The sequence below is a fragment of the Streptomyces sp. NPDC041205 genome (genome assembly GCF_055591765.1).
In genome coordinates, this window is record NZ_JBVIZH010000003.1 from 1,076,102 (window position 1) to 1,099,642 (window position 23,541).

26 protein-coding genes and 2 pseudogenes are annotated in these 23,541 nt (G+C 72.4%); 14 read left to right on the forward strand and 14 right to left on the reverse strand.

The annotated features are described in order from the left end of the window. Positions 1-96: 96 nt before the first annotated feature. The 8 genes and pseudogenes from ACZ6BG_RS18635 to ACZ6BG_RS18670 form a co-directional block, all read right to left on the reverse strand. Positions 97-495, reverse strand: a complete 399-nt coding sequence (locus ACZ6BG_RS18635; RefSeq protein WP_469002418.1) for a GNAT family N-acetyltransferase — start codon at positions 493-495, stop codon at positions 97-99. A gap of 43 nt (positions 496-538) precedes the next feature. Further along, positions 539-1,447, reverse strand: coding sequence for a GlxA family transcriptional regulator (locus ACZ6BG_RS18640; protein WP_469003003.1), 909 nt, complete (start codon positions 1,445-1,447; stop codon positions 539-541). Positions 1,448-1,591: 144 nt separating this feature from the next. After that, complete coding sequence (locus tag ACZ6BG_RS18645; protein WP_469002420.1) at positions 1,592-2,605, reverse strand: HEAT repeat domain-containing protein; 1,014 nt, start codon at positions 2,603-2,605, stop codon at positions 1,592-1,594. 51 nt (positions 2,606-2,656) lie between these two features. Beyond that, positions 2,657-3,325 carry a HEAT repeat domain-containing protein gene (locus ACZ6BG_RS18650; RefSeq protein WP_469002422.1) on the reverse strand — a complete coding sequence of 223 codons (669 nt, stop codon included), beginning with the start codon at positions 3,323-3,325 and terminating at the stop codon, positions 2,657-2,659. 65 nt (positions 3,326-3,390) lie between these two features. Beyond that, positions 3,391-3,573: pseudogene (locus ACZ6BG_RS18655) on the reverse strand (phosphatase); the annotation flags it as partial. 36 nt (positions 3,574-3,609) lie between these two features. Beyond that, positions 3,610-4,263: a DNA alkylation repair protein gene (locus ACZ6BG_RS18660; RefSeq protein ID WP_469003005.1), complete on the reverse strand. Its 654-nt coding sequence runs from the start codon at positions 4,261-4,263 to the stop codon at positions 3,610-3,612. A gap of 142 nt (positions 4,264-4,405) precedes the next feature. Then, on the reverse strand, positions 4,406-5,350 hold the full coding sequence (locus ACZ6BG_RS18665; RefSeq protein ID WP_469002424.1) for an NADP-dependent oxidoreductase: 945 nt from the start codon (positions 5,348-5,350) through the stop codon (positions 4,406-4,408). An 81-nt stretch (positions 5,351-5,431) separates the two neighbouring features. After that, complete coding sequence (locus ACZ6BG_RS18670) at positions 5,432-5,926, reverse strand: helix-turn-helix domain-containing protein (RefSeq protein WP_469002426.1); 495 nt, start codon at positions 5,924-5,926, stop codon at positions 5,432-5,434. Positions 5,927-6,099: 173 nt separating this feature from the next. On the opposite strand from ACZ6BG_RS18670, the gene ACZ6BG_RS18675 reads away from it, so the two are divergent. Together ACZ6BG_RS18675 and ACZ6BG_RS18680 are read left to right on the forward strand one after the other, a co-directional pair. Continuing rightward, positions 6,100-6,546, forward strand: a complete 447-nt coding sequence (locus tag ACZ6BG_RS18675; RefSeq protein WP_469002429.1) for a cupin domain-containing protein — start codon at positions 6,100-6,102, stop codon at positions 6,544-6,546. 91 nt (positions 6,547-6,637) lie between these two features. Next, a complete protein-coding gene (locus ACZ6BG_RS18680) occupies positions 6,638-7,843 on the forward strand; it encodes a serine hydrolase domain-containing protein (RefSeq protein WP_469002431.1) in 1,206 nt (401 codons plus the stop codon). Positions 7,844-7,857: 14 nt separating this feature from the next. On the opposite strand, the gene ACZ6BG_RS18685 is transcribed toward ACZ6BG_RS18680, so the two are convergent. Next, on the reverse strand, positions 7,858-8,661 hold the full coding sequence (locus ACZ6BG_RS18685) for a helix-turn-helix domain-containing protein (RefSeq protein WP_469002433.1): 804 nt from the start codon (positions 8,659-8,661) through the stop codon (positions 7,858-7,860). A gap of 250 nt (positions 8,662-8,911) precedes the next feature. Here ACZ6BG_RS18685 and ACZ6BG_RS18690 point away from each other — a divergent pair, with 250 nt between their 5' ends. The 3 genes from ACZ6BG_RS18690 to ACZ6BG_RS18700 all read left to right on the forward strand — a co-directional run bounded on the left by ACZ6BG_RS18690 (position 8,912) and on the right by ACZ6BG_RS18700 (position 13,110). Continuing rightward, positions 8,912-10,660, forward strand: a complete 1,749-nt coding sequence (locus tag ACZ6BG_RS18690; protein WP_469002436.1) for a dihydroxyacetone kinase family protein — start codon at positions 8,912-8,914, stop codon at positions 10,658-10,660. A 96-nt stretch (positions 10,661-10,756) separates the two neighbouring features. Continuing rightward, positions 10,757-11,314, forward strand: coding sequence for a PadR family transcriptional regulator (locus tag ACZ6BG_RS18695; protein ID WP_469002438.1), 558 nt, complete (start codon positions 10,757-10,759; stop codon positions 11,312-11,314). Positions 11,315-11,385: 71 nt separating this feature from the next. After that, the gene (locus tag ACZ6BG_RS18700) at positions 11,386-13,110 is read left to right on the forward strand and encodes an acyl-CoA dehydrogenase family protein (RefSeq protein WP_469002441.1); all 1,725 of its coding nucleotides are present in this window, start codon (positions 11,386-11,388) and stop codon (positions 13,108-13,110) included. 109 nt (positions 13,111-13,219) lie between these two features. On the opposite strand, the gene ACZ6BG_RS18705 is transcribed toward ACZ6BG_RS18700, so the two are convergent. Together ACZ6BG_RS18705 and ACZ6BG_RS18710 are read right to left on the reverse strand one after the other, a co-directional pair. Then, positions 13,220-13,801, reverse strand: a complete 582-nt coding sequence (locus tag ACZ6BG_RS18705) for a snapalysin family zinc-dependent metalloprotease (protein WP_469002443.1) — start codon at positions 13,799-13,801, stop codon at positions 13,220-13,222. A 75-nt stretch (positions 13,802-13,876) separates the two neighbouring features. Then, complete coding sequence (locus ACZ6BG_RS18710) at positions 13,877-14,677, reverse strand: SAM-dependent methyltransferase (protein WP_469002445.1); 801 nt, start codon at positions 14,675-14,677, stop codon at positions 13,877-13,879. Between the two features lie 233 nt (positions 14,678-14,910). Between ACZ6BG_RS18710 and ACZ6BG_RS18715 the strand changes: the two genes are divergently transcribed. Then, entirely contained in the window at positions 14,911-15,690 is a 780-nt protein-coding gene (locus tag ACZ6BG_RS18715; RefSeq protein ID WP_469002447.1) for a hypothetical protein, read from the forward strand. A gap of 45 nt (positions 15,691-15,735) precedes the next feature. Here the strand turns inward: ACZ6BG_RS18715 and ACZ6BG_RS18720 are convergent, their stop codons facing one another. Then, a complete protein-coding gene (locus ACZ6BG_RS18720; protein ID WP_469002450.1) occupies positions 15,736-16,227 on the reverse strand; it encodes an RrF2 family transcriptional regulator in 492 nt (163 codons plus the stop codon). A gap of 136 nt (positions 16,228-16,363) precedes the next feature. On the opposite strand from ACZ6BG_RS18720, the gene ACZ6BG_RS18725 reads away from it, so the two are divergent. Both ACZ6BG_RS18725 and ACZ6BG_RS18730 read left to right on the forward strand, forming a co-directional pair. Beyond that, positions 16,364-17,104 (forward strand): SDR family oxidoreductase, encoded by a 741-nt coding sequence (locus ACZ6BG_RS18725; RefSeq protein WP_469002452.1) that lies wholly within the window; start codon positions 16,364-16,366, stop codon positions 17,102-17,104. A gap of 159 nt (positions 17,105-17,263) precedes the next feature. After that, positions 17,264-18,772 (forward strand): alpha/beta fold hydrolase, encoded by a 1,509-nt coding sequence (locus ACZ6BG_RS18730; RefSeq protein ID WP_469002454.1) that lies wholly within the window; start codon positions 17,264-17,266, stop codon positions 18,770-18,772. Between the two features lie 30 nt (positions 18,773-18,802). Here ACZ6BG_RS18730 and ACZ6BG_RS18735 read toward each other — a convergent pair whose 3' ends face one another. Continuing rightward, positions 18,803-19,327: a MarR family winged helix-turn-helix transcriptional regulator gene (locus ACZ6BG_RS18735; RefSeq protein WP_469002456.1), complete on the reverse strand. Its 525-nt coding sequence runs from the start codon at positions 19,325-19,327 to the stop codon at positions 18,803-18,805. 89 nt (positions 19,328-19,416) lie between these two features. Between ACZ6BG_RS18735 and ACZ6BG_RS18740 the strand changes: the two genes are divergently transcribed. The 5 genes from ACZ6BG_RS18740 to ACZ6BG_RS18760 all read left to right on the forward strand — a co-directional run bounded on the left by ACZ6BG_RS18740 (position 19,417) and on the right by ACZ6BG_RS18760 (position 22,801). Continuing rightward, positions 19,417-19,797, forward strand: coding sequence for an HGxxPAAW family protein (locus tag ACZ6BG_RS18740; protein ID WP_469002459.1), 381 nt, complete (start codon positions 19,417-19,419; stop codon positions 19,795-19,797). Between the two features lie 128 nt (positions 19,798-19,925). Further along, positions 19,926-20,294: a hypothetical protein gene (locus ACZ6BG_RS18745; RefSeq protein ID WP_469002462.1), complete on the forward strand. Its 369-nt coding sequence runs from the start codon at positions 19,926-19,928 to the stop codon at positions 20,292-20,294. Between the two features lie 99 nt (positions 20,295-20,393). After that, the gene (locus tag ACZ6BG_RS18750; RefSeq protein WP_469002464.1) at positions 20,394-20,900 is read left to right on the forward strand and encodes a carboxymuconolactone decarboxylase family protein; all 507 of its coding nucleotides are present in this window, start codon (positions 20,394-20,396) and stop codon (positions 20,898-20,900) included. 229 nt (positions 20,901-21,129) lie between these two features. Further along, positions 21,130-22,326, forward strand: a complete 1,197-nt coding sequence (locus ACZ6BG_RS18755) for a serine hydrolase domain-containing protein (RefSeq protein ID WP_469002466.1) — start codon at positions 21,130-21,132, stop codon at positions 22,324-22,326. A 70-nt stretch (positions 22,327-22,396) separates the two neighbouring features. Continuing rightward, positions 22,397-22,801 (forward strand): RidA family protein, encoded by a 405-nt coding sequence (locus ACZ6BG_RS18760; protein ID WP_469002469.1) that lies wholly within the window; start codon positions 22,397-22,399, stop codon positions 22,799-22,801. A 102-nt stretch (positions 22,802-22,903) separates the two neighbouring features. Here the strand turns inward: ACZ6BG_RS18760 and ACZ6BG_RS18765 are convergent, their stop codons facing one another. Continuing rightward, positions 22,904-23,200 (reverse strand): hypothetical protein, encoded by a 297-nt coding sequence (locus ACZ6BG_RS18765; protein ID WP_469002471.1) that lies wholly within the window; start codon positions 23,198-23,200, stop codon positions 22,904-22,906. A gap of 45 nt (positions 23,201-23,245) precedes the next feature. Between ACZ6BG_RS18765 and ACZ6BG_RS18770 the strand changes: the two are divergent. Then, a pseudogene (locus ACZ6BG_RS18770) lies at positions 23,246-23,410 on the forward strand (response regulator transcription factor); the annotation flags it as partial. Positions 23,411-23,541 lie beyond the last annotated feature (131 nt).

The window sequence follows — 23,541 nt, forward strand, 5'->3', positions numbered from 1 at the left end:
CCCCCCTGCACGGCGAGCGGGGGGCACCCCAACCGACCGGCCGCGCCAAGGCCCGGCCGGTCGGCACGAAGAACCTGCGGCACGCGGGCAAGTGGCTCAACGCAGCGCGATGAGCCCCGCGTCCGTCGGCTTGAAGCCGCACGCGTCGAAGTAGAAGCCCCGCAGGTGCTCGTCGAAATCGACGTGCAGCCACTCGCAGTGCGCCGCCCGCGCCTCGCGCGCCGCGACCGCCACGAGTTCGCTCCCCACCCCGGACCTGCGCACGTCCCCGGCCACCATCGTGTCGAGCACGAAGGCGTGCACACCCCCGTCCCAGGCGACGTTGACGAACCCCACCAGCCTCCCGCCCGCACGGGCACAAACCCACCCGAGGCTGTGCCGCCGCACCTGCGCCAGCCAGTCGATGGGCAACACGGCGTGCTCGAACGCCTCGGCGTGGAGCGCGTTGACGTCCGCGTTGTCGAAGCCACCGCGCCACTCGTACGTGATCGTCATGGGCGCATCGTAGGTCGGGGGCGTGCGGCAGGCGCCGCGGGAACTAAAGGGCGTTGGTGAACGAGCGCCGGTACGACCTCGGCGGTACCCCCCGGCGGCGTACGAACTGTTCGCGGAGCACGGCCGCGCTGCCGTAGCCCACCCGGTGGGCGATCTCCTCGACCGGGAGGTCGGTGGTCTCCAGGAGTTCCTCGGCGCCGCTGAGCCGGAGGTTGCGGAGCCAGGCGTGCGGGGTGGTGCCGGTCGCGGCGGTGAAGCGGCGGGCGAAGGAGCGCTTGCTCATCATGGCGCGCCGGGCCAACTCCGCCACGGGAAGCGGCTCGTGCAGGTGCTCGCGGGCCCAGGCAAGGACCTCGGCGAGCCGCTCGTCCTCGCAGTCCTCGGGGACGGGCGCGGACAGGTACTGGGCCTGCCCGCCGTCACGGTGGGACGGCAGCACCATGTCGCGGGCGATGGCGTTGGCCGTCGCCGCGCCGTACTCCCGCCGCAGCAGGTGGAGACACATGTCGAAACCCGCGGCCGCGCCCGCGCCCGTGACGATGTGGCCTTCGTCGATGTAGAGGGCGTCGGGTTCGACGGTTACGTCCGGGTGGCGGCCGGCGAGCAGCTCGGCGAACCGCCAGTGCGTGGTCGCCCGGCGGCCGTCCAGGAGCCCTGCGGCGGCCAGCGCGAACGCGCCCACACAGTGGGCCGCCACCAGCGCGCCGCGCGCGTGCGCGGCCGTCAGCGCGTCGACCACGGCGGGCGGGGGAGGCGTACGGAAGCCGGTGCCCGGCAGGGCGATCAGCAGGTCGGCGGAGGCGAACCGGTCCAGGCCGTGCTCCACGGTGAGCGGCACGTTCGAGTCCGTCGCCAGCGTCCCTGGCCGGTCGGCGCACAGGGCGAACTCGAAGCCGGGGAAGCCCGCCCCACGAGGGGCGAACACCTCGCAGACGACACCGACGGCGAGCATGCCGACTCCGGGCGGGGCGTACGCGGCGACGGTCTTGAAGGGCGGCACGGGATCAGTGTGGCACGGGTGGCAGTAACCCTGCGGTCAGCGGTAGATGTGCCGCTCGTCGTGCGCCCGCGCACACAGCACCCCGGGCAGGAGCCGCTAGTGGCTGTCGCGCATCGTGAGAATGTACGCGGCGGTCAGCGCGATGGTCCGGTCTTCGTCGTGGGACAGGTCCGTCAGAGCCCGTGATGCCGCGGTTCCCGGGATTTCCGCGAGCGCCTGTGTCAGGCGCAGCCGTGCGGCCGCGTCTTCAGCGCCGTCGGTGCCGTCGGAGAGGAAGGCGACGAGTCCGGCCGTGATCTGATCCGCCGATCCGGGACCGCTCGCCAGCGTGCTCAGGGCGTCGGCCGCGTCGACGTCGTTCGCCTGCTCGACGACCATGTCGATGAGCGTCGGAACCGCGTCGGCGACTCCGCGGGCCCCGAGCGCCAGAGCCGCACCTCTGCGGACCACGAGGTCGGCGTTCCTGAGTGCGTCCCGCAGCACCGCGGTGGCCTCGTCGTGCGGGATCTCGGCGATGGACTGGACGGCACGCTTGCGTACGTCGGCGACCGGTGAGCCGAGCCCCTCCGCAAGGAGCGGCAGTCCGCCGTCGCCCGACTGCGCCAGAGCCCAGCGGAGGGCCCCGGCGACGTTCGGGTCCGTCTCGCTCAGGACCGCCTCGACCAGGGCCTCCACGGGCACCGGAACCTCGTCGACCGAGGACAGGGCCGCGCGCTGCCGCTTCCCGGCGCTCTCCGAACCCAACGCCTGGAGCAGCGCCACGGTCTGGAGGACGTCCTCCCAGCCGGTGGGCTCCGCGGCACCGATCCGACGGAGCCGCGTGAGCAACGCCGTCTCCTGTGCGATGCGTTCGTGCGTCTGCCGCACGAGGTCGTCGATGAGGGACGAGGGCGTGAAGCCGGGATCGTCGAGCGCGGACCCGACCTCACGCAGCGAGAGGCCCAACGCCCGCAGGCTCTCGATGTGGAAGATGCGCCGGATGTCCTCGTCGGCGTACTCCCGATAGCCGCCGCCGGTACGCCCCGTCGGCCGCAGCAGGCCCAGCGACTCGTAGTGCCTGAGCATGCGGGGGCTGACCCCGGACCGCCGGGCCACCTCACCGATCAGCACGGCGCCTCACTCCTCACTCGTCGTTCCTCGCTCCTCCTCACCCTTCAATCCTCACTCCTCCTGGCCGGTCGCGCCGAGCACCATGACCCGCTTCGCCTCCTCGACCGCGGACGTGAATCCGGCGTCCGGATCGCGCGACAGCCGCTCCGTGGCGATCGCGTGCTCCCGCACGCGCGGGTCCAGGTCCGCCATCGCGGCGCGCAGCGTCGGTGAAGCCGCCTCGCCGAGTGCGATCAGCGCCCGGCTGAGGCTGAGCTGCGTCTCATGTCCACCGCGCCCGAGCTGTGTCGACAACACCGAGGCCAGCTCGGGCTCCGCACCTTCCGGTACGAGTACGACCGCGGCCCGCCAAGCGCTCCGCGCCACTTCGTCGTCGGTGTCGGACAGTAGCTCCCGTGTGATCGCCGGCCACGCCCGCCGATCGCCGATCTTGGACAGCGTGTGCAGCGCCTGGCTTCGTGCCTGGACACGCTCCGAGCGGAGTTCAAGGAGCAGCGCCGGGACCGTCGTCGACGCCGCGTGGCGGGTAAGGGCCCACGTGAGCATTTCGCGTACGGAGAAATCGGGCTCGATCGCGCACCGCTCGACGAGCTTGTCGAGGAAACGCGGGTCGGGGCTCGTACCGACCGCCAGCGCTGCCCGAAGCCGCACGGACGCGTTGCCGCCCCCCAGCCCTTGAAGGGCCCGCATCGCTTCCGTGTCCTGTACCGGCAGGGTCATCCGGACCACCTCCTAGACGCAGTGATGACCTTGACCGCAGTGAAGACCTTGTCACCGTGTCAAGGTCAAGCGCGCCTCGGGCCGCCTCCGGTCGCGAAGGTGAGCATGTGGGGCCCCGCCCCGCGCGGGCCGCCGAAGTGGCGGTGCACGCCGTCCACCGCGACCGGGGCGTTGACGCCCCACACCGTGATCCCGGCCCGGAGCCCGGCCTCGACTCCGGACGGCGCGTCCTCGACGACCAGGTGGTCCGGACGACCGGCTGCCGCCCCTCGCGTCCCCGTCCGTCAAGCCCCCGCCTTGTCCTGCTGTCGGCGCACCAGCTCCGGGATCCAGACGGGGGCGTACGGGGACGTGCAGCCCGGCGACGTCGGGTAGTCCTTGAGGACCTCCAGGCGCTCGCCGACGGCGATGGCGCGGGCACGGTGCTCGGTGTGATCGATGCCGATCTGGGCCAGGCAGTGGTTCATCGCCGACTGCAGCCGGTCCGGGGCGTCCTTCATCCGCACCTCGATGACGTCGAGGAGCCCGGCGAGGTCGAGGCCCTCGGGCTTCTTCGTCACGCGTTCGGCGGTCAGCGCCCAGCCCGCGCTCGCGACCACGGGATCCGGATCGCCGGACCAGGCCAGGCGCAGCTCTTCGGCGTGCGGGTTCTTCTTCACCACGTAGTTCACGAGCCAGTCGTGCACCTTGGGCGTGCGGGCCTCGCGCGGCATGCCGTCCAGCTCGTCGCGCTCGAACGCCTTCGGGCGGCAGATGAGGAGAGCGAGGAGCCGCGCCGCGCTGTCGTCCGTCGCCCACAGGTCGCGGGCGAGGTCCTGCCGCGTCTTGAGCCGCTTGGCGAGCGCGCGCAGCTTGCCGAGGTTCACGCCGTGGTCGTCGCCGTGTTTCTCGTTCACCGTGCGTGCCTCGGGGGCCTCGAACTCGGCCAGCTCGGCCATCACCGCGGCGACCGTCGTCTCGATCGGCGTCGTCCCGGCCACGCCGGCCTCCTGTCCGTCACGGGCGGGATTCACCCTGCGACGGAAGCCGGGGCCGCTCGCCGAACGTCCCGGTCGGCCCGGCCCCCCCCCGGCGCCGCCCTCAGGAGAAGTCGAGGACCAACCGGCCCCGCAGGCCGCCCGACTCCAGCATGCGGTGGGCCTTGGCCGCCTCGTCGGCGGGAAGCACCTCGGCCACGCGCAGCGTCAGGGTGCCGTCCTCGGCCTGGCGCCGCAGCGTGTCGAGGCTCTCGGTGTCGGTGATGCCGTCCGACACCATCACCGGCCGCACCCGGATGCCGCGCCCGGCCGGGCCGGACCAGCCCCGCAGCTCGGCCAGCGCGCCGCCGTCGGCGATGGCGGGCGCCACCTCGGTGGTCTGCAGCGAACCGTCCACGAGGCCCGGGACGCCGTCGGGGGCCAGCGCGCGGATCCGGGCGCCGACCTGGGCGCCGCGCTCGACGACGTGGTCGGCGCCGAAGCCGCGCACCACCTCGATGTCCGGCCGGGCGGCGTCCGCGATCACGGTCAGCCCGTCGGCCTTGGCCAGCTCGACCGCGTACCCGCCGACGGCACCCGCGGCACCCGTCACGGCGACGGTCCCGCCGTGCGGCACGGCCAGCGCGTCCAGGGCGAGGCGTGCGGTCATGGCGTTCATGAGGAGGGTGGACGCGGCGGGGAAGTCCGCCCCCTCCGGTGCCGGTACCACCGACGCGGCGGGCACGACGACCTGCTCGGCGTAGGCCCCGCCGTTCGGGCCTGTGAACAGGACCATGGCGACCACCCGTTGGCCCACGGCGAGCCGGTCGTCCGCTCCCGGCCCGAGCTGGTCGATCACCCCGGCGGCGTCCATGCCGGGCACGAACGGGGGCCGCCGGTCGGCCATCCGGACCGCGTGGCCGCCGGTGCGCAGCATCACGTCGGTGGGATTGACGGCGGCCGCGTGCACGCGGATGCGGACCTCACCGGGGCCCGCTTGCGGTTCGGGCAGGTCGAGGACCCGCAGTGCTTCCGGGCCGCCGAAGTCATGGACACCTATCGCTTTCATGCCGTCTGCAACTTCGTGTGTCTGCCCGGCATTCCGCACGGGAAGACGGAGCGCGCACCGGGCTCCGCCGCACGGGGTCGGCTACGAACTCCTCTCCCTGTGGCGGGAGTCGGTGAGGACGGCGCGGCTGGTGGTGCCCGTGGTGCCTGTGGTGTCTGTGGTGTCTGTGGTGTCTGTGGTATCCGTGGTGCCCCTTGTGCTCTCGGCGCGCGCAGTGTCCTCGGCGGTCTTGGCGGCCGCTGCGCCTTGGGCTCCCTCGGCGTCCGCCGCGCCCTCCGGTTCGGACTCCGGTTCGGAGGTGAGGACGAGTACCGCGATCGGTACGCGGTTCTCCAGGCCGGGCCGGGGGAGGATCCGGTTGATCGTGCTCTTGACGCCCGGCTGCGCAAGGCCAAGGGCGGCTGCGATCCGGGCGTTCGGCATGCCCTGGGCCGCCAGCCGGGCGACCTCCCGCTCCCGGGCGGTGAGGGCGGTGAGGGGGCCGTCCGTACGCGGCCCCGGGGCGGAGGCGGGGGTGGCGCCGGGAAGCAGCGGGGGCGGCAGGGCGGAGAAGGCGCGGATGAGGCGCCGGGTCACCGTGGGCGCGAGCGTCGCCTCGCCGGCACCGGGCCGCGATGCGCATGGTCACCCGGGCACTCTGCGCACAGCACAACTTGCCAGAGCGGCAACATTAGTTGTCGTCTTGGTCGCGGCCGTCGCAACCTGGTGTCCGGCCGACGGGCCCACGTACACCACCAGGAGGACAGACGATGACCACCCGCGAAGACACCGGATCCGCGCTGGGCCCGGGCGGCGAGGCGCCGCTCAACAACCGTGTCCACCACGTCCGTTCCGGCGAGCTGGACGGCTACGCCGCCATCAGCGGAGGCACGGTCGGCTCCAAGAGGCTGTGGATGGGGCGGGTGGAGAACCCGCCGCTGAGCGCGACGGACAACCACCACCACGGCGAGTCGGAGGCGGGGATCTTCGTGGTCAGCGGCCACCCCGTGTTCGTGTTCCACGACGGTACGCAGGAGGTGCGGATCACCGCCGATCCCGGCGACTTCGTGCTCGTGCCGCCGTTCGTCCCGCACCGGGAGGAGAACCCCGACCCGGTCGAGCCTGTGGTCGTCGTGATCGCCCGCACCACACAGGAACCGATCAAGGTCTCGGTGCCCGAGCTGTATCAACACACCGGCGCACAGGCGCAGTCGTAGCCTCACGCCACGGTGTCCATCCGACTGGCCCCCGTTCCGTCAGGGGGTCGGCCGGATGGGCTGCGGCCTGCGCTGTTCCTAGCCTCGGGGCATGATCATTCGTCGTTTGTGGTTGTCAGTCGGCGCGTTGACGCTGGCCGCTTCGGCGCTGCCGTGCGCCGCGGCCTCGGCGCTGCCCCGCCCCGCCGCCGAGGACCGGCCCGCGCAGCGCGACGCCGGTCAGCGCGAAGCCCTGCAACGGGACGCCGACGCCTTGCGCGACGCCGGGGTCACGGGTGTGGCCGTCCGCCTCGAAACCCCGCGCGGGACCGTCAAGGCCCGCTCCGGAGTGCGCGACCTGAGGAGCGGGCGGCCGGTCCCGCAGGACGGCTATCTGCGGCTCGGCAGCATCACGAAGACGTACGTCGCCACCGTCGTGATGCAACTCGTGGGCGAGCGGCGGCTGACCCTCGACCAGTCGGTGGAGGACGTCCTCCCCGGTGTCGTCTCCGGCTCCGGGAACGACGGGCGGACCATCACCGTCCGCGATCTGCTGCGGCACACCAGCGGCCTCCACGACTACACGCGGGACGTCTTCCCCGACCCCGGCGCCCGGACGTACTTCGCCAAACGCTGGCAGTCCTACCGGCCCGAGCAGTTGGTGGCCCTGGCCATGCGCCACGAGCCGGACTTCGCGGCGGGCAAGGGCTGGGCGTACTCCAACACCAACTACGTACTCGCCGGAATGATCATCGAGAAGCTCACCGGCAGGACCTGGGAACGGCAGGTCGAGGACCGCGTCCTGCGCCCCCTCGGGCTGCGCCGCACGGACACCGGCAGCTCGCCGTTCCTGCCGGATCCGCACACGGTGAACTACCAGCAGTTCGCCGAGGGCGGCCCGATGATCGACACCACGATCCCTTACCGCCCCTTCGACAGCGGGGCCGACGGCTCGATGACCGGTACGGCACACGAGGCCAACCGCTTCTTCGCCGCCCTCGCCGCCGGGCGGCTCCTGAAGCCCGCCGAGCTGACCGCCATGCGGACCACCGTCCCGGTGCCGCGAGGGAGCGGCCACCCGGCGGGCACCGAGGACGGCCTCGGTCTCTTCGCCACCCCGCTGTCCTGCGGCGGGAGTTACCTCACGCACGGCGGCAGCGGCTTCGGCTACGTCATGCGGACCGCCACCACCTCCGACGGCAGGCGCACCGTCACCGTCTCCGCGCACAGCCGCTCCGCGGACCCGAAGGCGGCGGCCCGCCAGGAGGACGTCATGCGGGAACTGGTCGACGGCGCCCTGTGCCGCAGCGGCGGCTGAGAGGGGCCCGACGGTTACGGGAACGTGAGGGTCCCGTCCACCGGGATCACCAGGTACCAGCGCAGTGACGTGTCGTCGTACGGGCCGCAGGCAAGGACCCGGACGTCGACGGGGTCCGGCGCGAGCAGCGGGAAGTACATCGGGCGGACGTCGTCGGACGGGTCCGGCTCCGGCGGGGCGGGTGCCGGGGCGTCCCAGAACGCCGCGACACCCGGCTCGGCGCGCACCGCCTCGACGACCTCGTCGAGGCGGGCGTTGTCCGGCCAGCGCTGCCAGGCCAGGCGCAGGCGGGTGAGCAGGTGCACGGCCCAGCGGCTCTCCCAGTCCCGCAGCTGATAGCGGGCCTCGTGCGAGAACGCCCAGGTCATGACGTTCGCGCCGGGGCGCACCAGCCAGGGGCAGTGGCGGGCGGCGACGGTGTTCGCGTCGACCACGTCCCAGGCCTGGTCGCAGAGGAAGCTGATGTGGCGCTGCTCGCGCATGAGCTGGACGAGCGCGGGGTCGGGGGCGCCGCTCGTTCCTGACCGCGCCGGGGGCTCGTGGCCGGTGCCCCGGTGCAGTGCGGCCGTCTGGCGCGGGGACAGCTCCAGGATCCGGGCGATCCCGGCGATCATCTCGCGGCCGTACCGCCGGTCCTCGCCCTTCTCCAGCGCCCGGTACCAGCGCTCGGAGACGCCGAGCAGCAGCGCGATGTCGAGCTGGGTCAGGTAGCTGCGATGGCCGCGCGCGGGGGCGATGCCGGGCACCCGCGCGGGGTCGCGGGCCATGCGCCAGGTGCGGAGCATGCGGCCGAGGTCCTCGCGTCGCGCGTTCGTCACGGGTAAAGACCTCGCAAAGATGACTGGGCTGATCAGGGGTTTCTCGGTGTCGAAGTCCGATTCGCGGCCTTGCGGCGCAGGTGGCAGGATCGCATGCCGGACGCCCGCACCGGAACCTCCCGGTTCCGGAACGATAGTGTTCCGATCTTGGGCGCGGTACGACGTCCAGGGTGGGCCCGGTCGGCACGGCCGGCGGCGCCAACGACGCTCCGCCCCCGACCCCGCGCCCTGACCTACGGAGAAACGACCGATGACCTACTTCCTGCCGGAAACCGACCCCGTACTGACCGCCGCCCGCGGTCTCGCCCTCGTCCACCCCGACAAGGTCGAGGTCAACGCCGCGCCGCTGTTCCTGCGGGCGCGCGACCCGCACCCCGACCGGCGGGTCGCCCTGGTGTCCGGCGGCGGCTCGGGGCACGAGCCGCTGCACACCGGGCTGCTCGGGCGCGGCGGCCTGGACGCGGTGTGTCCCGGAGAGGTGTTCGCCTCCCCGCACAACCGGCAGATCTACGAGGCCGGCGTCGCCGCCGCCAAGAGCGAGGGCGTGCTCCTGGTCGTCAAGAACTACACGGGCGACGTGATCAACTTTCAGATCGCGGCCGAGCGCCTGCGGCACGACGGCATCCCGGTCGCGACCGTCCTCGTCGACGACGACCTGGCCACCGACGCCGCCGACAGCGCCACGGGCCGCCGGGGCACCGCCGCGACGGTGGTCGTGGAGAAGCTGCTCGGCGCCGCCGCCGACCGGGGCGCCTCCCTGGCGGAACTCCAGGAGCTCGGCACCCGCGTCGTGGCCCAGTCCCGCAGCATCGCCGTCGCGGCCCGCGCCCAGACCTCGCCCACGACGTCGGCCCCCGCCTTCACCCTGGACGCCGGAGTCCTCGACTACGGCGTCGGCATCCACGGCGAGCGCGGCACCCGCACCATCGCCAGGCCCCCGGTCCGCGACCTCGTCCGGCGCATGGCCGACGACCTGCTCGACGCGCTGCCGCCGGGCCCCGACGAGGTGCTTGCCCTCGTCAACGGCCTCGGCGCCACCACCGACCTCGAACTGCACGCCATCAGCGTCCTGCTGACCGAGCGGCTCGCCGAGCGCGGCCTGCGCCCCGTGCTGACCGTCGCCGGGACGTACACCTCCGCCCTGGACATGTCCGGGTTCTCGCTCACCCTCACCCGCCTCGACGCGGGCTGGGCCGACCTGTGGACGGCACCCGCCGAGACACCGCTCGTCCTGCCCCGGCCCATGAGCGCCGAGGGCCCCGCCACGGCGGTGGACCGCGCCCCGGAGCGCCCCGCCTCCGCCACCCCGGCCGCCGCGCCCGCACTCGCCACCGGCAGCCGCGTGGTGCTCGACCGCTACGCGGACATCGTGGCCCAGGTCCGCGACAACCTGACCAAGCTCGACCAGCTCGTCGGCGACGGCGACTTCGGCGACAACCTCTCCGGGGGCGTCCGGCGCGCGGTGAAGCTCGCCGACGAGACGGGAGCCGACGGCGTGGCCGCGCTCGCCGAGGCGTTCCTCAACGACGTCGGCGGCACCAGCGGCCCGCTGTTCGGCCTGCTCTTCCAGCACCTGGCGGCCGCCGAGCCCGGCACGGGACAGGCGCCGTCCGTCGCGGCCCTCGCCGAGGCCACGGCGGGCGCGCAGGCCGCGATCCACCGCGTGGGCGGGGCGCGGGTGGGCGACTGCACCATCGTCGACGCGCTGGCGCCCGCCGCCGAGTCGCTGGCCGCCGCGGCCGGGGGTGAGCCCGCCGACGGTTCCGAGAGCGCGGAGGCCCCGCTCACCACCGCCGCGCAGGCCGCGATCCGGGGCGCCCTCTCCACCGCGTCGCTGCGCCCCCGGCGCGGCCGCGCGAGCTACGTCGGCGATCACGCGCTCGGCGTACCGGACCCCGGCGCGCTCGCTGTCGCGCTGCTCTTCGTGGCGCTGGCCGACATCCACGAGCCCACGATGGCGACCCGCCTCCCGGCCCCCGGATACGTGACCGTGCTCTGACCCGGCACCGCCGGATGCCGCACTGCCCAGGTGAGCCGTGTCTCACCTGGGCAGTGCCACTTGTCTATGCAACGAGTTGCATAGAAGGATTCGGGCATGGCGCTCGAGCACGCGATTCTCGTCTCCCTCCTTGAGAAGCCGGGCTCCGGTTATGAGTTGGCCCGGCGCTTCGACCGGTCCATCGGCTACTTCTGGGCCGCGACCCACCAGCAGATCTACCGCGTCCTCAAACGCATGGAGAACGACGGCTGGGTCGACGCCCGCGAGGTGGCGCAACCGGACCGGCCGGACAAGAAGGAGTACTCCGTCGCCGCGCCCGGCCGGAGCGCGCTCTCCCGCTGGCTGCACGAGCCGATCGAACCGGAGAGCGTCCGGCACGAGCTCGCCGTGAAGATCCGCGGCGCCGCCTTCGACGACCCGGTCGCCCTGATCGACGAGGTGGAACGTCACCGCCAGGCGCACGCCGACCGGCTCGCGCACTATCTCGCGGGGGAGCGGCGCGACTTCACCGGACCCGAGGCTCCCGGGACGCCCGACGCCGGTCAGGAGCTCCAGCACGTCGTACTGCGTGGCGGCATCGCGTACGAACGCATGACGCTCGCCTGGCTCGACGACGTGATCGCCACCCTCCGACGGCTCGGCCCCGAGCGCTGAACCGGGCCCGGAGCCGTCCGTTCCCCGAAGTCCTCCCTTCCTCAACTCCCGAGCCGGAAAGGCGAATTGCCATGGCCGACCAGCTGCTGTTCAACCCGCGCACGTACGACCCGACCCACTTCGACCCCGAGACGCGCAGGCTGCTGCGCGCGACCGTCGACTGGTTCGAGGCGCGCGGCAAGCGCAAGCTGATCGAGGACTACCGCTCCCGTGCCTGGCTTGCGGACTTCCTCGCGTTCTCCGCGAAGGAGGGGCTGTTCGCGACCTTCCTCACCCCGGCGGCCGACGCTCAGGAGGGGCACGGCGACAAGCGCTGGGACACCGCCCGCATCGCGGCCCTGAACGAGATCTTCGGCTTCTACGGCCTCGACTACTGGTACGCCTGGCAGGTCACCATTCTCGGCCTCGGCCCGGTCTGGCAGAGCGACAACGCCGCCGCCCGCGCCCGCGCGGCCGAACTCCTCACCCAGGGCGAGGTGTTCGCCTTCGGCCTGTCGGAGAAGTCGCACGGCGCCGACATCTACTCCACCGACATGCTCCTGGAGCCCGACGGCCAGGGCGGGTTCCGGGCCAGCGGCTCCAAGTACTACATCGGCAACGGCAACGCCGCTGGCCTCGTCTCCGTCTTCGGCCGCCGCACCGACGTCGAGGGCCCCGACGGCTACGTCTTCTTCGCCGCCGACAGCCGCCACGAGGCGTACCACCTGGTCAAGAACGTCGTCGACTCCTCGAAGTACGTCAGCGAGTTCCGCCTGGAGAACTACCCGGTGGCCGCCGCCGACGTCCTGCACACGGGCCGCGCCGCCTTCGACGCCGCCCTCAACACGGTCAACGTCGGCAAGTTCAACCTCTGCACCGGCGCGATCGGCATCTGCGAGCACGCGATGTACGAGGCCGTCACCCACGCCACGGGCCGCATCCTCTACGGCCGCCCCGTCACCGCCTTCCCGCACGTGCGCCGGGAGTTGACCGACGCCTACGTCCGTCTCGTCGGCATGAAGCTGTTCAGCGACCGCGCCGTGGACTACTTCCGCTCCGCGGGACCCGATGACCGCCGCTACCTCCTCTTCAACCCCATGACGAAGATGAAGGTGACCACGGAGGGCGAGAAGGTCATCGACCTGATGTGGGACGTCATCGCGGCCAAGGGTTTCGAGAAGGACACCTACTTCGCCCAGGCCGCCACCGAGATCCGCGGGCTGCCGAAGCTGGAGGGCACGGTCCACGTCAATCTCGCCCTGATCCTGAAGTTCATGGGCAACCACCTCCTGAACCCGGCCGAGTACGCGCCCGTGCCCACCCGCCTGGACGCGACCGACGACGACTTCCTCTTCCGGCAGGGCCCCGCCCGCGGCCTCGGCGCCATCCGCTTCCACGACTGGCGCACCGCCTACGACGCGTACGCCGAGGTGCCGAACGTCGCCCGGTTCCGCGAACAGGCCGACGCGCTCTGCGAGTTCGTCACCACCGCGGCCCCCGACGAGAAGCAGAGCCGCGACCTCGACCTGCTGCTCGCCATCGGCCAGCTCTTCGCGCTCGTCGTGCACGGCCAGCTGATCCTGGAGCAGGCCCGCCTGACCGGCCTGGAGCAGGACGTCCTCGACGAGCTGTTCGCCGTGCTCGTACGGGACTTCTCCGCGTACGCCGTCGAACTGCACGGCAAGGACTCCGCGACCGAGGCGCAGCAGGACTGGGCCCTCGGCGCGGTCCGCCGCCCGGTCGTCGACGAGGCCCGCTCGGCGCGGGTGTGGGAGCGCGTGGAGGCGCTGGCCGGGGCGTACGAGATGGCGCCGTAGCGGCCCGCAGGGCCGACGGCGAGGTGCCTGACCGCGCGTGCGCGCGGTCAGGCACCGTGGCGCTGTGGCCGTGTTGTGCCCCAGGGGCCTCAGCCCTGGCGGGGGTTGGCTACCGCGCGTCGACCAGGGTGCGGCCGTCGGTCGGGACGTGCGATGTGGCGCCAGTGCGGTAGGCGGCCTCGACGCGGGCCTGCTCGCGCGCGTCGGGGACCGCGTTCTTGCAGCTGGTGCCGGCGCTTGAGCCCGACATCAGCTGGGAGCACGGGCCGGGCTTGGTGTCCGGCAGGCCCAGGTTGTGGCCGAGTTCGTGGGCGGCGATACGGGTCTTGTCGTGGCCGTCCGTGACCGCCTGCTGGCCGAGCTGGACCTGGGCCCTGCCGCCGGGGCGGACCGGGCCGAGGGTGGCCTGCGGCCAGCCGCTGGTAGCCACGATCTGGATCTCGGCCCGGGTGCCGGGCGCGGCCTCGACGAGCTTGACGTTGTCGACGTTCGCGTTCCACGAGGCGACTCCGGCCGCGATGGCCGCCTCCCAGCCCGCGGCGCGGCTGTCGTCGTAGCGGAGCGTCACGACGGCCGACGCCTTCTTCGCCGCGGCCGGTTCGGGCGCGGACAAGGCGTTCGCGGCGGGCGCCAGGGTCAGGGCGACCGCTGCGGCGGTGCCGGCTATTCCTAGCCGTATGTAGTGCACCATTGCTGTCCCTTCACTTGTGGGGGGTCTCGGCTCCGTGTGGCGCCGAGAGTGCGGGGAGAGGGGTGCGGCGCGGTCTCAGGGCTTGTGCGCCACCGCCCCGTACATGGCGATGTCCCGGTCGCGGACGTCCCGCTGCCCGCTGCCAGGACGCCACTTGTGGACCTGGGTCACTCCGGGCTCGACCAGGTCGAGCCCGTCGAAGAACGCGGTGGTGGTCGGCAGGTCGCGGAGCACCATGGGCATGTTCTGCCGGGCGTACTCCTCGGCGACCCGTCCGACCTCCTCGGGCGCGAAGTCGGCCGTGCCGATGGTCATCGCCAGATAGCTGCCGGAGGGGAGCGGGTCGAGGAGGCGCCGCACCAACTGCTCGTCGTCGGGCGGCAGGATGAAGTGCAGCATGCCGATGACCATCAGGGCGACCGGCTGGTTCAGGTCCAGGAGCGCGCGCAGTTCCGGGCTGTCGAGGATGGCATCGGGGTCGTGCATGTCGGCGTCGACGTACGCGGTCGCGCCCTCGGGGGAGCTCTGCAGGAGGGCGCGGGCGTGGGTGAGGACGATGGGGTCGTTGTCCACGTACACCACGTGCGACTCCGGGGCCACCTCCTGCACCACCTCGTGCAGGTTCGGGGCGGTGGGCAGCCCGGTCCCGATGTCCAGGAACTGCCGGACGCCCTTCTCCCGCGCCAGGAAGTGCCCGGCGCGGTGCATGAACCGGCGGTTCTCCCGCATGTGCACGGGCAGCGACGGCCAGTGCCTGCACATGGCGTCGCCCGCCTCGATGTCCACGAGGTAGTGGTCCTTGCCGCCCAGGATGTAGTCGTACACCCGAGCGGAGTGCGCGGTTGAGGTGTCGACTCGATCCAGGGGGCTGGACATGCGGGGCTCCGTTCCTTGCTGCTGTGGGTCGTGCCAGACGGTACAGCGCTGAACCTCTGCGCGAACAGCGGCCCCACGGCCAACAAAGGCTTGGCTCACGGCAGTTGTACGAAAACGGGGCCGACGCCACTTTCGGCGACCACCGGAGCCGACGTCCCGCGTGTCCGATTCACGCGCTTGTCGCCGAGTTGCCCTCTCGTCACGCTGGCCCTTTCCAGCGGCCAGGGAGACGTATGACGATCTTCAACAAGCGACCCGAAATCACCGAACACCTCAACCGGATGCACGTCGACCTCGCCGAACTGCGGCAGCAGGTCGACGACCAGCGGCACGCCGTCGACCAGGCCCGCCAGGACGCCAACGCCGCCATCACCACCGGCCTCGCCGAGATCCGAGCCGTCGTCCGCGAGGCCCTGGGCCGCGGCCACGACGCCCTCCGCGACCCGCTAGCGACCCTCAGCACGGAACTGGTCGCCATCCGCGCCGCACTCAACGACATCAGCCGCCGTCGGCCGGAGGGAGAGGCAACACCACCCGCCCGAGAGGGGTCGCCGTCCGCGGCCGAAGAGCCCGGACGTCACGAGGGAGAGCGCGTGCGTCACGACGAAGCCGACGACGACCACCTCGACCTGCTGAGCAAGGCCGCCGGGATCTCCGCCGCGCGCCTCACGGTCCACCGCGACACCTGGGCCTTCCTCGTCGAACACGCCGGGCAGGACCGGCACTTCCACATCCCCGGCGCCGTCGCGGAGGACCGCGGCACCGTCGCGGTCGACGTCTCCGGGCTCAGCCTCGTCGCCGCCCTCACCAGACTGCGCGACGTCCGGCGCGCCCCAAGCGTCGACCCCGGCACCGCGGCCATCGCCCGCCACCTGTACGAGCGCATCGCCGCCACCGTGCGCTCCCTGACCACCTCACCCCGCCCCGGCGCCGAACCCGTCCACATCGCCATCGACGACCGCGCCGCGCCCGCCACCGACGAGGACCAGCCACCGGACGCGCTGCGGACTTGAGGCGATCGCGGCTGTCGCTACGGCTGTGACCGCGCCGGGTGGCGCTCAGCCGCCGGAGCTGTTCGCCGTGTTGAGCCACGCGCCGATCGTGGGCAGGGCCTCGGGTCCGCTGTCCTGCTCCACGGAGCCGACGAGGTCGGCGATGGAGACGCCCCGCAGGGACGCCTGCCAGGCCGCTTCGGCGGCCGCCATCGTGCGCGCGACGGGGCACGCCTTGGCGCAGTCCTCGGGCGGAGTCCCGAACGGGCCCCGCTGTCGGATCTCGGTGCACACGAACGCCGGGCCCGCCCCGTCGACCGCCTGGACCACGTCCAGGACGGTGATCTCGGCGGCGGGTCTGGTCAGTACGTATCCACCGGTCTTGCCCTGGACGGACCTGACGAGGCCCGCGCGGGACAGGGCCTGCATCTGCTTGGCCAGGTAGCTGGGCGAGACGTCGTGCAACTGCGCGAGGCGGGCGGCCGGGACCGGCTCGCTCGCCGCGGTCAGCACCACACAGCAGTGCACCGCCCACTCCACGCCGCCGGACATCTTCATGTGCTCTCCCCGTGTGCCGTGCTCGCCCGCTTGACTCGGACACAGGGTATCCGAGTATTATCTCGGACATCAGGTATCCGAGTTAGCTACGTCATGTGACGTGACGGTGGCACTCGATTCACGGAAGGGCGCGATCATGAAGATCACCGTCATCGGCGGCACCGGCCTCATCGGTTCCCAGCTGGTCTCCAGGCTCCGCGACGCCGGGCACGAGGTGGTCGCCTCGTCCCTGTCGACCGGGCTCGACCTGCTCACCGGCGCGGGTCTCGACGAGGCGCTCGACGGCGCGGACACGGTCGTGAACGTGTCGAACTCGCCCACGTTCGACGAGGCCTCCCCGGCGTTCTTCCGCACCACCATGGAGAACCTGCTGGCCGCGGGGGAGCGTGCGGGCGTGACCCACCAGGTCATCCTCTCCATCGTCGGCGTCGACCAGGTGCCGCAGCTCGACTACTACCGTGCGAAGGCGCTCCAGGAGGAGCTGCTGCGCGGCGGACCCACGCCCTACTCGATCGTGCGCGCCACCCAGTTCTACGAGTTCGTGGACGCGGTCATGTCCTGGACCTCCGACGACGAGACGGTCCGGCTGCCCGCCACCCCCGTCCGGCCCATCGCCGCGGCCGACGTGGTCGCCGCCCTCGCCGACGTCGCCACCGCCCCGCCCCTCAACGGCACGCTCGACGTCGCGGGCCCCGAGGCCTTCTCCCTGGACGACCTCGGCCGCATCACGCTGGAGCACCGGAAGGACCCGCGCACCGTCGTCACCGACGACAAGGCGGGCATGTTCGCCGCCGTCGAGGGCGACGTCCTGGTCCCGCGGCCCGGCGCGCGCCTGGCCGCCACCCGCTACGAGGACTGGCTCGGCGCTTCTCGGTAGTCGGCGCCGGACCGCTGTCGCGCCCGAGGCGGTGGGGCGTGGTCGGCTCGGGCGCGGGGCCGGGTGAGGGAGCGTCATCTGCTGTGTCTCGTAACGCTGTTACGTATCCATCATGAGCCGATAGAGGCACCATCACGCCCAAGCGCGACAGTGACGCGCATGAACAGCAGCATGCGTACGACTGTGAACCCGACCAGGCCCGGGACCGTGCTCCTGGCCCTGGTCGCCTCCACCGCTCTGACGGCGACCTTGGCGCTGGCCACCCCCGGCGCGGCGTCCGCACCGAAGTCGTCGGGCATCCGCAACACCCCCGTTCCGCGGATCAGTTGGGGCGCCTGCCCGAAGGCCGATCCGCCCGAGCCCGACCCCAGCCCCAAGGCGCGGTGCGCGACGGTCAAGGTGCCGGTGGACTGGGCGAAGCCAAGCGGGCCCAAGGTCGGCATCTTCGTCGCCCGCTACCCGGCCACCGACCCGTCGCGGCGCATCGGCGTCCTGATGTCGAACCCCGGCGGCCCCGGGGCGCCCGGGGCCGATGACGCGCTGTACGCCGACGATCCCGTAGAGGGCTACGCCCCGGCCATGCTCCGGCGCTTCGACATGATCGGCTTCGACCCGCGAGGCATCGGCCGCAGTCAGGGCGCCCGCTGCGACGAGTCGCTCCTCGACGCGATCCCGGCCCGCCCGCGCAACGCGGCCGAGTTCGCGCGCCTTCGCACCCTGAACGGCCGGTTCGCGGACAGTTGCCGCGAGCTGACGGGCCCGCTCGCCGCCCACATGGACAGCGAGAGCGTCGCCCGCGACATGGACGCCATCCGCGCCGCCCTCGGTGAACGCCGGATCAGCTTCCTCGGCCACTCCTACGGCACGTTCATCGGCGAACGCTACGCGCGCCTCTTCCCGGACAGGCTCCGCGCACTGGCCCTCGACAGCGCGATGGATCCGAACCGGCCGACCGCCGAGCGGTACCTCAGGACGGGCAGCGTCTCCCTCAACGGCACCCTGAAGCGGCTCGCGGCCTGGTGCGCGCGAAGCGCCTCCTGCGCGCTGAAGGGGCAGAGCCTCGCGGGCGTCGTGGACAGGCTGTTCGCCCGCGCCGACGCGGGTACGCTCCGCTTCCCCGGCCCCGACGGGCCGACGCGGGCGAAGATGAGCGCAGATCAGCTTTCCGGCTTCCTCAACGCCCGGCTCGAGGGGTGGTTCCCGCAGACCACGGCGCGGGAACTGGCCGCGCTGCACACCGGGAAGGGCAAGGTCAGGTGGTTCGACAACAGCCTCGACCCGTACGCGCGGCTCGTGATGTGCCGGGACTACGACCTCCGGATCCGCGACTACGCGCACTATCGTTCCCTGCGTGCGCGAGTGGCGAAGGCCGCACCTCACGTCCGCTACAACGCCCAGTCCCTGGACACCATCCTCAGCTGTCAGGGCTGGACCATGCCGCCCAAGCCCCGCCCGGCCCGGGCGCCGGGCGGTCTCCCGCCCGTCCTCGTCGTCAACGCCACCCACGACACGGCGACCCCGCTGGCGGGCGCCCGGCGCATGGCGGCCGCCTACCCGAAGGCGTCCCTGTTCGCGATGGACGTCGTCGGCCACTGGCTGTACCGCAGGGGCGCGACGGAGAAGGTGATGCGGGTCGTCGACGACTACCTGAGGGGCCGGAAGGGCTGAGAGGGATCGGGTGTCGGCGTGCCGGGCCGCTCAGCCCTCGGCCCTGGGCGGTTCGGCGCCCTCCTGGCGGATCTCGTCCAGCGAGTCCTGGAGCAGCGCCTTGGCGCGGGTGAACCAGTCCGTCAGTACGGCGATCTCGTCCGGGCCGTAGTCGGCGAACAGCGTGCCCAGGCGCTCGTAGACGGGGCCGTACACCTCCAGGATGCGGCTCTGCGCGGACTCCTCCATGGTCACGTGGACGCGGCGGCGGTCCTTCGGGTCGGCCTGGCGGCGTACGTAACCGGCCTTCTCCAGGCGGTTGAGGACACCGGTCACCGCTCCGGTGGTGAGCCGGGCCCGCTCGGCGAGGTCGCCCGCCACGAGGGACTCACCGGCGTTGGCCGCCTCGATGAGGAAGCCGAGACAGGTGAGGTCCGTGACGTTGAGGCCCATGCGCCGGGCGATGTCCTGCTGCCCGAACTGGGCCGTCGCGATCATCCGGTCCATCGCGTACAGCGCCTGGTCGGCCGTCGCCGCCGGACGCGTCTTGCCCTGCACCACAGATCCCCTTAGCATCTAAGTAAATTAGCTCGCGAGATAAGACGTATTCGCGCGGGCGAGTCGCGATCACCCGTCACAGCATCCCATTTCCCGAGGAGACGGCCATGAGCATGCACGGAGACCACGACATGGGTCACACGGTCGCGGGCTGGACGGGCACCTGCACGGCCGTGCTCGGCAGCGCGGTGATGGGGGCGGGGCTCGCGGCGGACTCGACCGGGGCGCTGGTGGCGGGCGGCGCCGTCGTCGTCCTCGCCGCACTCGCCACCTGGCTCCTCCACCTCGCCGGGTGGGGCAAGCCCACGGGGCCGCGGCCGGTCGCGCAGCAGCCCTGGCGGGTCCGCGACACCGCGGCGCGCCGCGGCCACGCCCACTGCCTCGGCTGCCGTCTGGCGGGACGAAAGGGTGCGACGGTGCCGGTCGCCGTCCCCGCCGTCGTACCCGCTGCCGCTGGCGAACGCGTACCGGCGCCGCAGCGCTCGTAACGGTGAGAACTGAAATGGAGACCGCTGAGACCCAGCTGTTGCCGCCGCGACCCACTTGTGGCAACGAGCACCCAGCCGTAGCCGCGAGAGTCTGGGCCGGCCCGGCTCGACCGCGAGAAAATCCTTCGGTGTCCATCATCACGTGTGTGAACTGCGGCGAGCTTCTGACCGACGAACTCCGACAGGTCCCCTTCCCGCCCACCCCGGAGAAGTTCACGGGTGAGCGCCTGGGCCTGCCCCTCTTGCAGCAGGGGACCTACGCGATCAACCCCGAGACGGGGGCAATCACCCTGCACCCCGACGGTGCCCCGGGTACCCACCGGCACCGCGGGCCGGGGCGACAGAACGGCTGCTGCGAACCCGACGGCCTCGACGGCCCCAACCTCGTGTGCGCCGGCTGCGGGGCCGAAGTCGCCACGCGGCAGACGGACTGCTGGCAGGAACACCTCGTCGCCGTCATCCCGGAAGCCGTGGAGGTCAATACGGAGGGCCCGTGAAGTCAGTGATCGACCGCCACCGGTCACACTTCCCCGCCGCGATCCGTCAGCCAAGTGAAAGCAAGGCGTGACGACTGACTGATGCTGAGGGAGAAGACAATGGGAACGCGCTCGATCACCGCTGAGGTCCCGCTCGCTCCGCGCATGAAGGAGGACCCCACGGAGCTGGTCCCGGAGGTGGCGGAAGTGTCGGCGGCCCTGTTCAAGGTCGTCGGCAACGGCTCGGTGCCGCGTCCCACGATCAGCCTGGTCCACCTGCGGGCGGGGCAGGTCGTCGGCAGCACGTATCTGACGGTGCTGCACACGGGATTCCTGCGCACGGCGGGGCAGTCGGAGGAGCGGATCACCTCCGTGGCGTCCTGGCAGGACTCGCCGTACTTCACCGCCGCCGAGCGGGCCGCGCTGGCTCTCGTGGAGGCCGTCCTGCGGCCGTCCGAGGACGGTGAGCGGGTCTCCGACGCGTTGTACGCAGAGGTCGCCGAGCACTACGAGCCCAAGGCGCTCGCCACCTTGATGTTCGCGATCGGCCAGGTCAACTTCTTCACCGCCACGGCACTCATCGCCAAGCCGGTTCCGGGCCGGGCGTTCACGGACCCCTGGAAGTAGGACCGTAAGCAGGACCTGAAGCAGCGAGACCTCAGGGGCAGCCCCTGCCGTTCGGATCCCGGCGCGCGGGACCCGAACGGCCGGGTGGCGGCCGAGTGCAAGGGGCGCGGAGGCGCGCGGAGGGGTGGCGGGCGGCCCTGACCCGAACGGGTTGCCTCCCTCGCGCCGCGCCGGGGAGCCAACCGTTGCCTGGGCAGCACGGGTCCCTTCCGGTGAGAGGGAGGTTCGCATGACGTTGCGTACGGTACGGACCACACTGATCACCCTGGTCGCTGCGGCCGCGATGGTCGCCGCGGCCGGGCTGAGCGCCCCGTCGACAGCGGCCGAGGCGTCCGCCGGGTCGGCCGCCCGCGGGCATGAACCGACCCGGGCCGCCATGGACGCCGCGGTGAAGGCGGGAGTCCCGGGTGTCCTGGTGCGGGCGCACGACGCGCGCGGCACCTGGCACGGCGGTGCGGGGGCCGCCGACCTCGGCACGCGGCGTCCCCCGCTGCCGGCCGACCGGTTCCGGGCGGGCAGCATCTCCAAGGTGTTCATCGCCACGGTCCTGCTCCAACTGGAGGCCGAGGGCAGGCTCAGCATGTCGGACACCGTGGAGGAGTGGCTGCCGGGCCTGGTCCGCGGCCACGGCCACGACGGCCGCAAGGTCAGCCTCCGCCAGCTCCTCAACCACACCAGCGGCATCTACGACTACACCGAGGACCCCGACCTGCACCTGCAGGGCAAGATCTACCTGTCCCACCGCTACGACACCTGGCAGCCCGAACAGCTCGTCGCCCTCGCCATGCGTCACAAGCCGAAGTTCGCGCCCGGCTCCGGCTGGAACTACACGACCACCGAGTACGTCCTCGCCGCGATGGTCGTCGAACGGGCCACGGGCCGCAGCTACGCCGCCGAGGCCGAGCGGCGGATCTTCGAGCCGCTCGGGCTGCACGCCACCGGCCTGCCCGGCACCGGCGTCCGGATCCCCGCGCCGAGCGGGCGGATGTACACCAAGTTCCCCGACGACCCGCGGCACACCGTCCACGACATCACCGAGTTCAACCCCTCCTGGGGCTGGGCCGCCGGTGAGATCATCTCCAGCACCGGCGACCTCGACCGCTTCCTCACCGCCCTGATGCGTGGAGAACTGCTCCCCGAGGCCCAGCTCAAGGAGATGACGACCACCGTCCCCTCACCCGACTTCGGCGACGGCCAGGACGACGGCCTCGGGATCTTCCGCGCCAAGCTGCCCTGCGGCAAGGTGGTCTGGGGGCACACCGGCTTCCTGCCCGGTTCGCAGTCCATGGCGTACACCACCCGCGACGGACGGCACCGCCTGGTGGTCAACTTCAACACCGACTGGGCGGGCGACACCGACGCGGCCGCGTACGTACTCCTCGCCGAGTTCTGCGGAACGACCCCTCCCGCCACCCTCACCCGGTGACCGCCCTTGCTCGCTGACGGCTGGACGCCCCACGCCCGGCCGTCCGGCGCAGGACTGACACGATGACGCGATGGAGCATGTGCGTCAGATCGTCAGCTCAGGATCGCCGTTGGAGCCGCAGATCGGCTTCTCGCGCGCGGTGCGCTCGGGACAGTACGTCGCCGTCGCGGGCACGGCCCCGATCGGGGACGACGGCGCCACCGTCGGACCCGGCGATGTCTACGCCCAGACCGTGCGGTGCCTGGACATCGCCGAGCGGGCGCTGCGGGAGGCGGGGGCGTCGCTCGACGACGTGGTGCGCACGCGCCTCCTGCTGACGGACGTGACGCAGTGGAAGGAGGCCGCGCGGGCCCACGGCGAACGCTTCGCCGCAGTCCGCCCCGCCTGCACGGTCGTCGAGGTCTCCCGCTTCATCGACCCCGCTTGGCTCGTCGAGGTGGAGGTCGACGCGGTACTCGGCAGGGAAACGGGCTGACCACCGGTGGCATGCCCTGTCCTGACCGCCCCCGGCGGCGTTCAGGCCAGGGCATGCCCCGGGTGCGGGTCCACGTCGGAAACGCGGGCGGACCCCCAGGCGTTACTCGCCACGCGTCGTGCCCTTCGCGGGATCCCGCTCGCCGCCGCCCACGGCGGCGCTGCCCGCCGTCATGCCCCCGGCAAGCTTGCCGCCCTTGCCCAGGACGGGCGGCTTGGTGGGGCAGTCGTCCTTGAGCCTGCCCAGGGGGCGCGCCGTGACTCCGGCTCGCGGACGAAGTCGCCTGCCTGAACCGCGAGTCGGGGAGTCGGTGGTGCCGCTCGCCGACGCGGTGGCCACTCCGGACGGGCCGAGGCCCGCCGTGAGGACGGTGGCCGCCAGGATGCGGGTTTTGCGCACGGTCGGATTCCTTCCGTGGACCGGCGGCCCAGGGGCGGGCTGCCGGTACTGAGACTGATCGCCGAAGGCCTGTCGAACCCGGAGGTCGCGGCCCGCCTGCACGGCAGCGAGGAGACGTTGAAGACCCATGTGAGCCAGGTGCTCGGCAAGCTCGGCCTGCGCGACCGGACGCAGGCGGTGGTGGCGTATGCGTCGGGTCTTGTGGTGCCGCGGGTGGGCGGGGGTCAGGACCTGTCCGATGGATCGGCGTGGCGCAAGGAGCGCGCGTGCCAGATGTCGCGACGCGGCGCCGACCCGTCGGAGACAGGTCCCACCGCTGCCCCGGCGCCAGTGGGCAAGTC

Excerpts from the sequence above, each read along its gene's own strand:
- ACZ6BG_RS18635 (WP_469002418.1), bottom strand. The coding sequence starts at position 495 with ATGACGATCACGTACGAGTGGCGCGGTGGCTTCGACAACGCGGACGTC.
- ACZ6BG_RS18640 (WP_469003003.1), bottom strand. The coding sequence starts at position 1,447 with ATGCTCGCCGTCGGTGTCGTCTGCGAGGTGTTCGCCCCTCGTGGGGCG.
- ACZ6BG_RS18650 (WP_469002422.1), bottom strand. The coding sequence starts at position 3,325 with ATGACCCTGCCGGTACAGGACACGGAAGCGATGCGGGCCCTTCAAGGG.
- ACZ6BG_RS18660 (WP_469003005.1), bottom strand. The coding sequence starts at position 4,263 with ATGGCCGAGCTGGCCGAGTTCGAGGCCCCCGAGGCACGCACGGTGAAC.
- ACZ6BG_RS18665 (WP_469002424.1), bottom strand. The coding sequence starts at position 5,350 with ATGAAAGCGATAGGTGTCCATGACTTCGGCGGCCCGGAAGCACTGCGG.
- ACZ6BG_RS18675 (WP_469002429.1), top strand. The coding sequence starts at position 6,100 with ATGACCACCCGCGAAGACACCGGATCCGCGCTGGGCCCGGGCGGCGAG.
- ACZ6BG_RS18680 (WP_469002431.1), top strand. The coding sequence starts at position 6,638 with ATGATCATTCGTCGTTTGTGGTTGTCAGTCGGCGCGTTGACGCTGGCC.
- ACZ6BG_RS18690 (WP_469002436.1), top strand. The coding sequence starts at position 8,912 with ATGACCTACTTCCTGCCGGAAACCGACCCCGTACTGACCGCCGCCCGC.
- ACZ6BG_RS18695 (WP_469002438.1), top strand. The coding sequence starts at position 10,757 with ATGGCGCTCGAGCACGCGATTCTCGTCTCCCTCCTTGAGAAGCCGGGC.
- ACZ6BG_RS18700 (WP_469002441.1), top strand. The coding sequence starts at position 11,386 with ATGGCCGACCAGCTGCTGTTCAACCCGCGCACGTACGACCCGACCCAC.
- ACZ6BG_RS18705 (WP_469002443.1), bottom strand. The coding sequence starts at position 13,801 with ATGGTGCACTACATACGGCTAGGAATAGCCGGCACCGCCGCAGCGGTC.
- ACZ6BG_RS18710 (WP_469002445.1), bottom strand. The coding sequence starts at position 14,677 with ATGTCCAGCCCCCTGGATCGAGTCGACACCTCAACCGCGCACTCCGCT.
- ACZ6BG_RS18715 (WP_469002447.1), top strand. The coding sequence starts at position 14,911 with ATGACGATCTTCAACAAGCGACCCGAAATCACCGAACACCTCAACCGG.
- ACZ6BG_RS18720 (WP_469002450.1), bottom strand. The coding sequence starts at position 16,227 with ATGAAGATGTCCGGCGGCGTGGAGTGGGCGGTGCACTGCTGTGTGGTG.
- ACZ6BG_RS18725 (WP_469002452.1), top strand. The coding sequence starts at position 16,364 with ATGAAGATCACCGTCATCGGCGGCACCGGCCTCATCGGTTCCCAGCTG.
- ACZ6BG_RS18730 (WP_469002454.1), top strand. The coding sequence starts at position 17,264 with ATGAACAGCAGCATGCGTACGACTGTGAACCCGACCAGGCCCGGGACC.
- ACZ6BG_RS18735 (WP_469002456.1), bottom strand. The coding sequence starts at position 19,327 with ATGCTAAGGGGATCTGTGGTGCAGGGCAAGACGCGTCCGGCGGCGACG.
- ACZ6BG_RS18740 (WP_469002459.1), top strand. The coding sequence starts at position 19,417 with ATGAGCATGCACGGAGACCACGACATGGGTCACACGGTCGCGGGCTGG.
- ACZ6BG_RS18750 (WP_469002464.1), top strand. The coding sequence starts at position 20,394 with ATGGGAACGCGCTCGATCACCGCTGAGGTCCCGCTCGCTCCGCGCATG.
- ACZ6BG_RS18755 (WP_469002466.1), top strand. The coding sequence starts at position 21,130 with ATGACGTTGCGTACGGTACGGACCACACTGATCACCCTGGTCGCTGCG.
- ACZ6BG_RS18760 (WP_469002469.1), top strand. The coding sequence starts at position 22,397 with ATGGAGCATGTGCGTCAGATCGTCAGCTCAGGATCGCCGTTGGAGCCG.